This window comes from Myxococcus sp. CA005, assembly GCF_006518205.1.
Taxonomy (GTDB): Bacteria; Myxococcota; Myxococcia; order Myxococcales; family Myxococcaceae; genus Myxococcus; species Myxococcus xanthus.
Genome location: NZ_SRLV01000060.1, coordinates 39,956 through 51,498, shown reverse-complemented (window position 1 = coordinate 51,498; position 11,543 = coordinate 39,956). Strand labels below are relative to the sequence as shown.

General features: G+C 68.2%; 9 protein-coding genes. 6 read left to right on the top strand and 3 right to left on the bottom strand.

Annotation, left to right across the window (positions count from 1 at the left end):
• Positions 1 to 1,346: hypothetical protein (locus FMQ63_RS24455; RefSeq protein ID WP_228556485.1), on the top strand; the 1,346-nt coding region annotated here is incomplete at its 5' end.
• 40 nt (positions 1,347 to 1,386) lie between these two features.
• Here FMQ63_RS24455 and FMQ63_RS24450 read toward each other — a convergent pair.
• The gene (locus FMQ63_RS24450; RefSeq protein WP_011551552.1) at positions 1,387 to 2,550 is read right to left on the bottom strand and encodes an alpha/beta fold hydrolase; all 1,164 of its coding nucleotides are present in this window, start codon (positions 2,548 to 2,550) and stop codon (positions 1,387 to 1,389) included.
• Between the two features lie 93 nt (positions 2,551 to 2,643).
• Between FMQ63_RS24450 and pssA the strand changes: the two genes are divergently transcribed.
• The 4 genes from pssA (at position 2,644) to FMQ63_RS24430 (ending at position 6,983) form a co-directional block, all read left to right on the top strand.
• A complete protein-coding gene (gene pssA / locus FMQ63_RS24445) occupies positions 2,644 to 3,510 on the top strand; it encodes a CDP-diacylglycerol--serine O-phosphatidyltransferase (protein WP_020477746.1) in 867 nt (288 codons plus the stop codon).
• 111 nt (positions 3,511 to 3,621) lie between these two features.
• Complete coding sequence (locus FMQ63_RS24440; RefSeq protein WP_011551554.1) at positions 3,622 to 4,887, top strand: CinA family nicotinamide mononucleotide deamidase-related protein; 1,266 nt, start codon at positions 3,622 to 3,624, stop codon at positions 4,885 to 4,887.
• On the top strand, positions 4,884 to 6,416 hold the full coding sequence (locus FMQ63_RS24435) for a hypothetical protein (RefSeq protein ID WP_011551555.1): 1,533 nt from the start codon (positions 4,884 to 4,886) through the stop codon (positions 6,414 to 6,416). The genes FMQ63_RS24440 and FMQ63_RS24435 overlap by 4 nt, the downstream gene beginning before the upstream one ends.
• Before the next feature lie 57 nt (positions 6,417 to 6,473).
• On the top strand, positions 6,474 to 6,983 hold the full coding sequence (locus tag FMQ63_RS24430; protein WP_171452300.1) for a DUF1285 domain-containing protein: 510 nt from the start codon (positions 6,474 to 6,476) through the stop codon (positions 6,981 to 6,983).
• Here the strand turns inward: FMQ63_RS24430 and recA are convergent.
• On the bottom strand, positions 6,980 to 8,008 hold the full coding sequence (recA, locus tag FMQ63_RS24425) for a recombinase RecA (RefSeq protein ID WP_011551557.1): 1,029 nt from the start codon (positions 8,006 to 8,008) through the stop codon (positions 6,980 to 6,982). The two genes, FMQ63_RS24430 and recA, sit on opposite strands and share 4 nt — an antisense overlap.
• 294 nt (positions 8,009 to 8,302) lie before the next feature.
• Here recA and FMQ63_RS24420 point away from each other — a divergent pair, with 294 nt between their 5' ends.
• On the top strand, positions 8,303 to 9,688 hold the full coding sequence (locus FMQ63_RS24420; protein ID WP_011551558.1) for an NAD(P)/FAD-dependent oxidoreductase: 1,386 nt from the start codon (positions 8,303 to 8,305) through the stop codon (positions 9,686 to 9,688).
• A 15-nt stretch (positions 9,689 to 9,703) separates the two neighbouring features.
• Here the strand turns inward: FMQ63_RS24420 and FMQ63_RS24415 are convergent, their stop codons facing one another.
• Positions 9,704 to 11,347: a YifB family Mg chelatase-like AAA ATPase gene (locus tag FMQ63_RS24415; protein ID WP_011551559.1), complete on the bottom strand. Its 1,644-nt coding sequence runs from the start codon at positions 11,345 to 11,347 to the stop codon at positions 9,704 to 9,706.
• Positions 11,348 to 11,543: the final 196 nt, after the last annotated feature.

Sequence of the window (11,543 nt, the reverse complement as noted above, 5' to 3'; positions counted from 1 at the left end):
GGCAGGGGCCGGGGGTGGTGCTGCAAGCGGAGGGCGCTGCTCGCACGGTCATTCAGGTGGGTGAAGATGCGGAGTTGTCGGATTTTGTCGTCCAGGGTGGGCTCTGGGGGGTGGAGAGCATGGGCGGCGGCCATGTCCGGCTGGCGCGAGTGGGCTTCAGGGGGCAGGTGACGGGAGCGGTGCGCGTGGAGGCCGGGCGGCTGGATGTGGAGGACAGCCGGTTCGAGGCGGCGCCAGCGGCCATGGTGGGGGTGTTGCTGGAAAGCGGACGGGCCCCGTCTCCGGAGAGTGGCGAGCAATCGGCACCGCGCGACGCCTCGCCCAAGCCCGAGGTGCTGTCGAACACGGACGGATCCATGCACTCGCCTCAGGACAGCGAGGCCGCCACGGGCGCTGGAGCGCAGCAGGAAGACCCGAGACATGCCGGAGCCATCGTGGAAGCCCACATCCGCGGGAGCACCTTCACCGGCCCCTACCGTCGAGCCGTGCGGCTGCGCGGCGCGGACGTGCGGGCCACGTTGGAGGACCTCCAGTTCACGGGGGCCGCGACAGCGGTCGGCGTGGACGGTGCGTACGCCGAGGTGCGGCGCTCCACCGCGGAAGGTGGGCAGGCGGCGGCTTTCTCGGTGATGGACGGCACCCTCATCCTGGATGAGGTCTCCGTGACGGGGCACGAGTACGGCGTGTCCTCCATGCAAGCACGCAGGCTCGACGTGCACCGCTTCACGTCGGTGCGGGCCATTCGGGCCGGCATGGGACTGCTGATGTCATGCGTCCGGCTCCGGGACATCGTGGTGCGGGACAGCGGCGCCTATGGCGGGCTTCAGTTCTCGGGCGGGGACCTGGACGTCCAGGGCGTTCGAGTGGACGGCGCCGCCGAGTACGGGGTGATGGCGCTGCGTGGGAAGCTGCGGCTTCGTGACGTGGACATCCGCCGGGTGCGCACGGCGGACGGTGTCACCGGGGATGGCCTGCACCTGCGTCAGGTCGAAGCGGACGTGGAGGGCGTCGTGGTGCGCGATGCACAGGGGGCGTGTGTCCTCGCGGCGCAGAATGCCCGCGTGTCACTGCGGGGCGCGAAGCTGGAGACCTGCGGGTACGTCGGCCTGCTGACGGACACCCTGGCGCGCATGAACGCCGTCAACGTGGACATTCAAGGGGCGGCGACGGCGCTGGGCGCTCTGGGAAACGGCGAGTTGCGTGTGGAATCCCTCTCCGCGAGTGGCCTGGAGACGGGGTTCGTCCATGCGGAGTGCGAGGGCGCCACGCAGGTGCACCTGAAGGAATTCCGCTCCGAGGACACGCGAGGCCTGTCGGCGCGCTGTGTCCACGCCAGTCCGAAGTGAACCGGCACGACAGCAACGGTTGCTCCATCCCGCTGGATGCTCATGGGACGGAGCGCTCCGGCTCGCGAGGCTCCTCTTCCACTGGGGCGGGAGCGGGGTCGGTGATGGCGGCGGGCAGGGCGGAGGCATGTCGCTCCAGCCACTCGCGGATGACGGGATAGACCTCCGACGGGGCGCCGGTGCCGAAGATGAGGTCCCCGTGCCCGTAGTTCATCTTGTCGCCATGGTCCGTGCCGAAGATATGCAGCGTGCGGTCGGGCGCGGTGGCGAGCGCGAACTGCGACTCCACGTTGCCCGGCGTGGCCAGCCGGTCCGAACTGCCGCCCATGACGAGCAGCGGAAGCTGGAGCTGTGCGATGCCAGCGCGCCAGTCCTTCGTGCGGTCAAAGGAGCGGAACATGTCGTGCTCAATCCAGTCCTGGAACTGAAGCAGCACCTTGCGGCTCATCGACGACATCATGTTCGCGTAGACCTGCCGCTGGATGCGCGGGGGGATGTGCTCGGGGTTCACCAGCAGGTCGGACAGGGGCAGGGTGATGTAGCCCAGGAACGGCGCGAGGCTGGCGCTCATCCACTCCTGCCGGAAGCGTGCGGGCCAGGCGGCACGGACGCCCATGGAGATGAGCGTGCGCAGGAAGGGCTCCGACTTGAAGTGCACGGGAGCGCCCAGCGCGAGCAACCCCGCAAGCTTCTCCCCGTGCGGGCCTTGCGCGACGCCGTAGCCCACCAGCCCGCCCAGGGAATGGCCGAGCCAGAATGCGCATTTCGCACCCGTCTCCTTCAACGCCAGCTCCAACAGCGCGGGTCCATCCTGGAGGATGTGGTCGTCGATGGTGAAGTCCGTGTACCTCCGTCCTCGGGGCGGCCGGCGCGAGTGCCCGGTGCCGCGCCACTCGACGCTGAAGCAGTCGAAACCCGCTTCGGTCAGGTAGTGCGCGACGGAGTAGGGGGGCTCGAAGTCGAAGGTGAACCGGTTCGCCGCGAGCCCGTGGCACAGCAGCACGGGCTCCTCGAATCGGCGCACGGCCGCGCGCCGCGCGTGAATCACCAGCTCCCATCCGTCCTCGCAGCGGGCGCGGAGGACCTGGGGCAGCTCCGCCCTGGGGCGGTACCATCGTCGCACGGCCACGACCCAAAGGACGTTCCACAGAACGAGTGCGACCCCGGCGACCAGTACCCACACCACCCACCGCGAAGCATCCATGCATCCTCCTTTTCAAAAATAAAACCCTGCTAAGGTCGGTTCACCCGCCGTCCTGCCGCCGGGAAGTCACGGTCATCAGAGGAAGTCGAGGGAATGATGAAGTTGCGGAAACTGATGTTCGTGCTGCCGAATCTCTTCACCGTCACGTCCATTTTCTGCGGCTTCTACGCCATCACCTTGTGCACGGGGGACGCCGAACCGGTGCAGCTGTACCAGGCGGCCCTGGCCATCTTCTTCGCCATGTTCTTCGACGGCTTCGATGGCCGGGTGGCCCGGTTGACGAAGACTCAGAGCGACTTCGGCGTGCAGCTCGACAGTCTGGCGGATGTCATCTCCTTCGGAGCGGCGCCCTCTCTCCTGGTGTACAAGTGGGCGCTCGAGCCCCTGGGGTTCATGGGGCTGTTCATCGCGTTCTCCTTCGCGGCCTGTGGTGCATTGCGTCTGGCGCGCTTCAACGTGCTGGCGGCGCGCAACCCGCACGGAGGCGGTGGCAGTTTCTTCGTGGGCCTGCCCATCCCCGTGGCGGCCGGAATGCTGGTCTCCGTCATCATCTCCCACCATGCGGCGACGCAGGGGCAGCCCCTGGCCGAGAGCGCCGTGGTGCCCATGGCGGTGGCGGTGGCCGGCCTGGCGCTGCTGATGGTGTCGACGGTGCGCTATCGCACCTTCAAGGACACGCGGCCCAACCGGAAGAGCGCGCTGGCTTTCATGCTCGTGGTGGTGGGCGGCACGGTGATCGCCACGCAGTTGCACCCGGCCTGGGTGCTGGTGGCGTGCTGCGGCGCCTACCTCGCGCTGGGGCTGGTGGAGTCGGCGGTGCTGGTCCGCAGTCGGCTGGTCGCTCGCAAGGGGGCGGCCCCCTGCGCGGTGGCCGCGGTCGCGGTGGCCACGGTCATCGACGACGAGGAAGAAGAGGACGCGGAGTCCAACCAGGGCAACGACGGGCCCGCGTACCTCTGACCTGGAGGACGCTGTTTCCCGCTCGGCCCCCTTCCAGACCAGGGGGCGTTGCTGCTTGAGTGCGCTTCGGTCCGTGCCCAGCCGTCCGGCTGCCGCTAGGATGCGCGGCCCATGCGCGTCGAGCTGCTGTGCACCGGTGACGAGCTCGTCACCGGCCTCATTACGGATACGAACAGCACGTACCTGGAGGCCCGCCTCTTCGACCTTGGCGTCAAGGTGGAGCGCGTGGTCCTGGTGGGTGACGTGCGGCCGGACATCATCCAGTCGCTGAAGGAAGCCGCGTCGCGCGCGGATGTGGTGGTGGTGTCGGGGGGCCTGGGGCCCACGGCGGACGACTTCACCCTCGAATGCGCCGCGGAGGCCGCGGGCGTGCCGCTGGAGGAGGATGCCCAGGTCCTCGACTGGCTGCACCAGCGCTACGCCGCGCGAGGCCTGTCGCCCAACCCGAGCGCCCTGCGCATGGCCCGCGTCCCCCAGGGCTCGGAGCCCGTGAAGAACCCCGAGGGCTCCGCGCCGCTCGTCGTGATGAAGCTGGGTGGCGCCCAGTTGTTCTTCCTTCCGGGGGTGCCCCGTGAGTTCAAGGCGCTCCTGGAAGGCGAGGTGCTGCCGCGGATCCGCGCGACGCTGGACGCCCGCCCCGAGCGCACCTACCGGGCCTTCCGGCTGCTGCGCACGGTGGGCATCCCGGAGTCGGAGCTCGACATTGCGGTTGCTCCCATGGGCCCCCGGCATCCCCGCATCGTGTTCGGCTTCCGCACCCACGCCCCCGAAAACCACCTGAAGCTGATGGCGGAGGCCCCCTCCCAATCGGAAGCGGATGCCGCGCTCGCCGCCGTGGAGGTGGAGTGCCGCCAGATGCTGGGCACGAAGCTCTTCGGTGTGGACTCGGAAGCGTACGCCGCGGTGGTCCTCGAAACGCTTCGTCGGGCGGGCGCCACGCTGGCGGTGGCGGAGAGCTGCACCGGCGGCCTCATCGCCCAGCAGCTCACGGCCGTGCCGGGCTCCAGCGAGGTCTTCATCGGCGGCGCGGTGGTGTACTCGGAGAAGATGAAATCCGCATGGGTGGGCGTTCCTCCCGACGTGCTCGCACGGCACACGGCTGTCTCGCGGGAGACGGCCGAGGCCATGGCGGAGGGCGTGCGCGATGCCTGTGGCACGACCTACGGCCTGTCGGTGACGGGATACGCGGGCCCTGGCGGTGGCACGCCGGAGGACCCCGTTGGCACCGTGTACTGCGCGCTGTCGGCGCCTGGCGTGCCCACCCGCTGTGAGCGCATCTCTGTCACCGGCGACCGCGACCGCGTGCGCCTGTTCGCCGCTTCCCACACGCTTGAAATGCTGCGGCAGCACCTGCTCGCCGCGCCCGCTACCCCATGAGCCGTTCCAAGTCCAAGCGCCCCCGTCCGCCCTCCTCCGAGCCGGGAGCTTCCGAACCAGCCGCGTCAGGAGCGTCCGCTGTCGCGCCCGTCGCTCCGCACCAGGATGCGGGGCCCGCAGCCGCCAGCGCGCCAGTCCCTTCCGCCGAACCCGAAGCCGCCCCGCCTTCGGTGCCACCGCCCGCGTCCTCACCGGGCACCCCCGTGTCGGGAGGCCTGCCGTTGAACGTCGCGCGTGTGTGGCTGTCCGCCTACCGCGTGGAGGTGGTGCTGTTCGTGGTCGCCTTCGTGGTGCTCGCCAGCTTCAGCTCCCAGCGCTTCCTGCGCCAGAGCGCCGCGCCTCACTTCGTCTATCAGGCCCAGGCGTGGATGGAGGGGCGGCTGGACGTGGACCCGCAGGTGCTGCCCAACATGGAGGACTGGGCCTGCGTCCGCATGGTGAACGGCGACAAGGTCCGTTGCACCGGACGCCCGCTCCCAACGGACCGCTGGTTCGTGAGCTTCCCGTCCTTCCCCGCGGTGGCGATGTTGCCCTTCGTCGCACTGCACGGCTACCAGTTCAACGACACCTCGTTTGGTGTCATCGTCGGTGCGCTGGCGGTGGCGCTCTTCTTCTCGCTGCTGCGCTTCCTGGCGAAGGAAGGGGAGACGGAGCGCAACCGCAACGAGAACGTGGCCCTGGCGCTCATCCTCGCCTTCGGCACCCTGTTCTTCTACTGCGCCATCCGGGGAGAGGTCTGGTTCAGCGCCGAGGTGATGGGCGTGGCGCTCACCTGTCTCTACGTACGCAACGCCGTCCGGGCGCATCGTCCGCTGCTCGCGGGCCTGTTCTTCTCCATGGCGACGCTCACGCGGACGCCCTTGCTCTTCACGGGGCTCTTCTTCGTGCTGGAGGCGCTGTGTCCCGGGCCGGAGCCTCGCCTGGCGCAGCTCAAGGCCCTGGCGCAGAACTGGACGCCCGCCGCGAAGAAGCTGGGCCTCTTCACGTTGGGCGCCGCGCCGCTGGCGGGGCTCGCAGCCGCATACAACGTCTACCGCTACGGCCGGCTGAGCGAGTTCGGGCACGCGTACCTCTTCAACAACCGCGTCAACGCGGACATCGACCGCACGGGGCTCTTCAATTGGGAGTACCTGCCACGAAACCTGGAGGCGGCCTTCTTCAAGCTGCCCTCGGTGTCCTTGTCTCCGCTGAAGCTGGGATATGACCCGCACGGGCTGACGCTGCTGCTGACGCTGCCGCTGCTCGTCTTCCTGTTGGTGCCGAAGACGCGCCCGCGCCTGCATTGGCCGGTGTGGCTCACCGTGGCGGTGTGCGCGCTGCCCGGGCTCTTCTATCAGAACACCGGTTACATGCAGTTCGGCTTCCGGTTCAGCCTCGACTACACGCCTTATCTCCTCCTGCTCTTCGCATTGGGGGGGTGGTCCCTGCGGAATCGGGCGGTGATGGCCGCGGTGGCGCTTGGGGTGCTGGTGAACTTCTGGGGAGCGGTGGCTTTCCGCGGCTACACGGAACTTGTCCGGAACTGGTAGCGCCCCACGTTTCATGGGCTTGAATCCTTCGCGCTTCACGCGCAGATGAGAGACGTCATGCAACCACCCACTGGACAGCCGCCTCCCGGCAAGCGCTGGCACACCCGTGAGGACAGCGGCATCCGCCTCGACGCCAGGATGCGCTGGTGGCACGACGACGAGCCCATCCTCCATCCCAAGATCATCGAGCTCTTCAACGCCTCGCTCGTGCTGGATGACGCGGACCGCTACCAGCTCCGCATTGGCAACGACTGGTGCTTCATCCAGGTTGAAGGCGCCGCCTACGAGGTCCGGACAGTGGACGTCACCCCCGACGAGCGGGTGTCCGTGCGCCTGAGCGACCGCACCGCCGAGGCGCTGGACGTCGCCAGCCTGCATCTGGACGCGGACGGCGTGTTGTCCTGCCGAGTGAAGCAGGGGCGGGCCCAGGCGCGCCTCTCGCGCGACGCGCAGTACCAGCTCGGACAGCTCCTGGAAGAAGGGCCCGACGGCGGGCTCGTGCTGAATGTCGGTCAGCGCAAGCTCGCCGTCCCGGTCAAGCTGGACGTGTTGGCGTCCTCCGTCTAGGCCGCGACCTCCACCGGCGCGGGCGAGGAGGGCAGGGCGGAAGTCCCCGTAATCTCCTTGCCCAGCGCTTCCAGCACGTCGGGATGTTCGCGCAGCCACTCGGCGGCGCGCTCCCGGCCCTGGCCGATGCGCTCTCCGCGCAGGCTGAAGTAGCTCCCCGACTTCTCGATGAGGCCCGTGGCCACGCCGAGGTCGAGCACTTCCCCCACGCGGTGGATGCCGCTGCCGTACATGAGGTCGAACTCCGCTTCCTGGAAGGGCGGGGCGACCTTGTTCTTCACCACCTTCACGCGCGCCTTCGAGCCCACGACGGCATCACCGTCCTTGATGTTGCCCGTGCGGCGAATCTCCATCCGCACGGATGCGTAGAACTTCAGCGCATTGCCACCCGTGGTGGTTTCCGGATTGCCGAACATCACGCCAATCTTCATCCGAATCTGGTTGATGAAGATGATGCACGTGCCCGAGCGGCTCACCGCGCCCGTCAGCTTGCGCAGCGCCTGACTCATCAGCCTCGCCTGGACGCCCATGTGCGCGTCCCCCATCTCGCCCTCGATTTCGGCCCGTGGCACCAGGGCCGCCACCGAGTCGACGACGATGAGGTCCACCGCGCCGGAGCGCACCAGGTGCTCCGTGATTTCCAGCGCCTGTTCGCCGGTGTCGGGTTGCGACACGAGCAACTCCTCCACACGGACGCCCAGCTTGCGCGCGTAGGACACATCCAGCGCGTGCTCCGCGTCGATGAAGGCCGCTACGCCACCCGCCGCCTGCACCTGTGCAATCGCATGCAGGGTGAGCGTCGTCTTGCCCGAGGACTCGTTCCCGAAGACCTCCACCACACGGCCCCGGGGATAGCCGCCCACGCCCAGCGCGCGGTCCACCCCCACCGAGCCGGAGGGGATGACGGCGACCTTCTGTTCGCGTGCTTCCCCGCCCAACGTCATCACCGAGCCTCGTCCGAACTGCTTCTCGATGCTCGCTACCGCCGCCGCCACTGCCTTCAGCTTCTCCGCCAGCTTGCTCATCGCGTCTGTCACTCCCTCGCCGCCCTTGCTGTGTTGGATGCCGCCTCTAGGGACGCCGTCATGGCGCCGCCAGCGCGGCGGGCAGACAGGTGAGCAACACCTGTGCCGCCCGCTCCTCCCCCTGAGAGATGGGAGTACAGGTGTCCGGGTACGTGGCTGTGTGTCCAAGAGTGCGGAGTGTGCGCGTGCCACTCCGGCAGTCGGATGAGAAACAAGCATGGGAGCCCACGCTTGGCGGCATGGTGATTGGCGCTTTGCGTTGAAGATGGGCTGGGCAGATATGACCTTCCCTGCGTGAGCCCGAAATCAAAGCGCGAAGACCTGCCCCACGTGGTCATCCTCGGCGGTGGTTTTGCCGGCCTCTACGCCGCCCGTCATCTCTACAGGGCACCCGTGCGCGTCACGATGGTGGACCGGCAGAATCACCACCTGTTCCAGCCTCTGCTCTACCAGGTCGCCACGGCGACGCTGAGTCCCAGCGAGATTGCGGCGCCGCTCCGGGCGGTGCTGGGGCACCACCAGGTGGCGGTGGTGCTGGCGGAAGTGACGGGTGTGGATACGGCTGGCAAGCGCGTGCTGCTCTCCGACGGAGAGCTGAACTACGACTACCTCGTCATCGCTACAGGGGCCACACACTCCTACTTCGGCAATGACGCCTGGGCTCAGTTCGCTCCCGGCCTGAAGTCCATCGAGGACGCGCTGGCGATTCGCCGGCGGATCCTGGTGGCCTTCGAACTGGCGGAGCGGGAGACGGACCCGGAGATCCGCCGCTCGCTCCTCAACTTCGTCATCATCGGCGCCGGACCCACGGGGGTGGAACTCGCGGGCTCGTTGGCGGAAATCAGCCGGCATTCGCTTCATGGCGACTTCAGGAACTTCGATCCGCGGGACGCGCGCATCATCCTCATCGAGGGCATGGACAAGGTCCTGCCCGTCTATCCGGATGACCTGTCACAGAAGGCCTGCCGCACACTCGAGAAGCTGGGGGTGGAGGTCCGTACGGGGGCTCGGGTCACCAACATCACCGAGCAAGGGGTCTTCATCGGCCAGGAGTTCATCCCCGCGAGGACGGTATTGTGGGCCGCGGGCGTGGCGGCATCGCCGGTGGCGAAGTCGCTGGGCGTCGAACTCGACCGGTCCGGGCGCGTGCTCGTCACTCCTGAGCTGACCATACCGGGCCACGACGATGTCTTCGTCGTCGGTGACCTGTCCTTGCTCAAGGATGCGGAGGGCAAGCCGGTGCCAGGCCTTGCTCCCGTGGCCATGCAGGAAGGCAAGCACGCCGCCCACAACATCCGCCGCCAGTTGCAGGGCAAGCCGATGGTGCCCTTCTCGTACTGGGACCGCGGCTCCTACGCGGTGATTGGCCGAGGCCACGCGGTGGGCATTGCCTTCCGCCGCTTCAAGCAGGCGGGCTTCGGTGCCTGGATGGCCTGGCTGCTCATCCACATCACCTTCCTCATCGGCTTCCGTAGCAGGCTGGCGGTGCTGCTCAACTGGGCCTTCTCGTACCTGACGTTTGGCAAGTCGGCGCGCATCATCACCGGCCCTTCGCCTCGCCTGGACCGGCTCCAGCCCACCCACGCCTTGCCGGAGGGTGGGCAGACCCCGTCCATCGCAGAGCCCCGCTTCCAGACGACGACGTCTCACGCGGAGTCCGCGACGACCGGGACGCACTGACGCGCGCGGCAGCCCTCAACCATCCAGGTCCTCCAGCGGGCTGGCCCTGCCGGAGGGCCCGGTGTTCCGCCAAGCGGCGTCCTCGGGCGGAGGGGCAGGGCGGGCTCCGTGAAGCTTGCCTTGCATCGCCCCTCGCCGGTCCAGCATGCGGCAGTTGATGGCGAGCTGCATGTCGGTCTGCTCGATGCGGTCGCGTCCCTCGAGGTCTGCCCGTGTGAGCGCCAGTTTCATGATGCGGTCATGGGCTCGCGCGGACAGGCCGAACATCCGCACCGCTTGCTGCAGCATGTGCTCGGCCCGTTCGCTCATGGCGCAGTACCGGCGCAGCAGGTGCGCGGGAAGCTGCGCGTTGCAGTGGATTCCCGGCTCATCGCGATAGCGGGCGCGTTGACGCTCGCGCGCGACCTGGGCCCGCTCGCGGTAGTAGCGGCTCGAGGGCTCTTGGACCGTCGAGCGGGCCATGTGGTGATACTCCACCGGGCGCGTCTGCAGGCTGATGTCGATGCGGTCCAACAGGGGCCCGCTCACGCGCGTCATGTAGTCGAAGACGCGCTGCTCGCCGCAAGTGCAGGAGCGGCTGGGGACGTTGTAGTAACCGCAGGGACAGGGGTTCATCGCGGCCACCAACATGACCCGGCAGGGATAGGTGATGTTCTGGTTGGCGCGTGCCAGGTGGATGACGCCTTCCTCCATGGGCTGGCGCAGAACCTCCAGCACGTTCCTCCGGAACTCCGGAAGCTCGTCGAGGAAGAGCACGCCATTGTGCGCCAACGAGAGTTCGCCAGGCCTCGCCGAGAGGCCGCCGCCAACCAGGCCCGCGTCGGAGAGGGTGTGGTGGGGCGCGCGGAACGGGCGCTCGCGCATCAATGCGTGGCCTTCGCCCAGCAAGCCCAGCACCGAGTAGACCTTCGTCACCTCCATGGCCTCGGTGAACGTCATCTCCGGAAGGATGCCGGGCAGGCGCCGCGCCAGCATCGTCTTCCCCGAGCCCGGTGGCCCGGACATCAAGACGTTGTGGCCCCCCGCCGCGGCGATTTCGAGGGCGAGCTTCAGGTCGGCCTGCCCGCGGACATCGGACATGTCAGGCGCCTGTCCCGTGGGCGCCAGAAGACGGGGTTCCCGCTGCCGCGTGTACGGCGGGATGCTGCGGGCCCCCGTCAGGTGGTCCACCGCCTCCCGCAGGGTCTTCACGGGAATGACGCGCAGTTCTTCGACGAGCGCTGCCTCCGCGGCATTGGCCCAAGGCACCATGACACCTTCGAAGCCGCCGTTGAGCGCCGCCACCGCCAACGGAAGCACTCCTTTGATGGGGCGGAGTGTGCCGTCCAGGGACAGCTCGCCTCCGAAGAGAAGCCGTTCCAGCGGGGCTTCATCCATCAACTTCGCCGCCGCTAGGACGCCCAATGCAATCGGCAGTTCGAACGCCGCGCCTTCCTTCTTCAAATCCGCGGGCGCCAGATTCACGGTGATTCGCTTCTGGGGAAGCTCGAAGCCCGTGTTCTTCAGCGCGGAGATGACGCGGACTTTCGATTCCCGGACCGCGCCCTCCGCCTGCCCCACGACGTTGAAGTAGGGGAGGCCGAGCGCCATGTCGACCTCACACTCCACCACCACCACGTCGATACCCATCAACGCCCCCGACCGCACCCTCGCCAACATGTCCCGTCCTCTCGCCGTGCCGCCCGAAGTCCTTGAGCAATGCACGTACCGGGGCCCACCCCAGGCGTAGGCCCGCGCTCGCCAATCCGCGCCGGCGGATGCCCATCCCAGCCTCGGGAGCTTGAATTTCAGCCCCGTGGTATTTGTGAAGCCAGGGCTAGCCATGCCCTGACGAGTCCGGTAGCGTTTCACCCAC

What these genes read in the sequence shown, in the direction of transcription:
- FMQ63_RS24440 (WP_011551554.1), top strand. Translation starts at nt 3,622, where the DNA reads ATGCGCGTCGAGCTGCTGTGCACCGGTGACGAGCTCGTCACCGGCCTC.
- FMQ63_RS24450 (WP_011551552.1), bottom strand. Translation starts at nt 2,550, where the DNA reads ATGGATGCTTCGCGGTGGGTGGTGTGGGTACTGGTCGCCGGGGTCGCA.
- pssA (WP_020477746.1), top strand. Translation starts at nt 2,644, where the DNA reads ATGATGAAGTTGCGGAAACTGATGTTCGTGCTGCCGAATCTCTTCACC.
- recA (WP_011551557.1), bottom strand. Translation starts at nt 8,008, where the DNA reads ATGAGCAAGCTGGCGGAGAAGCTGAAGGCAGTGGCGGCGGCGGTAGCG.
- FMQ63_RS24430 (WP_171452300.1), top strand. Translation starts at nt 6,474, where the DNA reads ATGCAACCACCCACTGGACAGCCGCCTCCCGGCAAGCGCTGGCACACC.
- FMQ63_RS24435 (WP_011551555.1), top strand. Translation starts at nt 4,884, where the DNA reads ATGAGCCGTTCCAAGTCCAAGCGCCCCCGTCCGCCCTCCTCCGAGCCG.
- FMQ63_RS24415 (WP_011551559.1), bottom strand. Translation starts at nt 11,347, where the DNA reads ATGTTGGCGAGGGTGCGGTCGGGGGCGTTGATGGGTATCGACGTGGTG.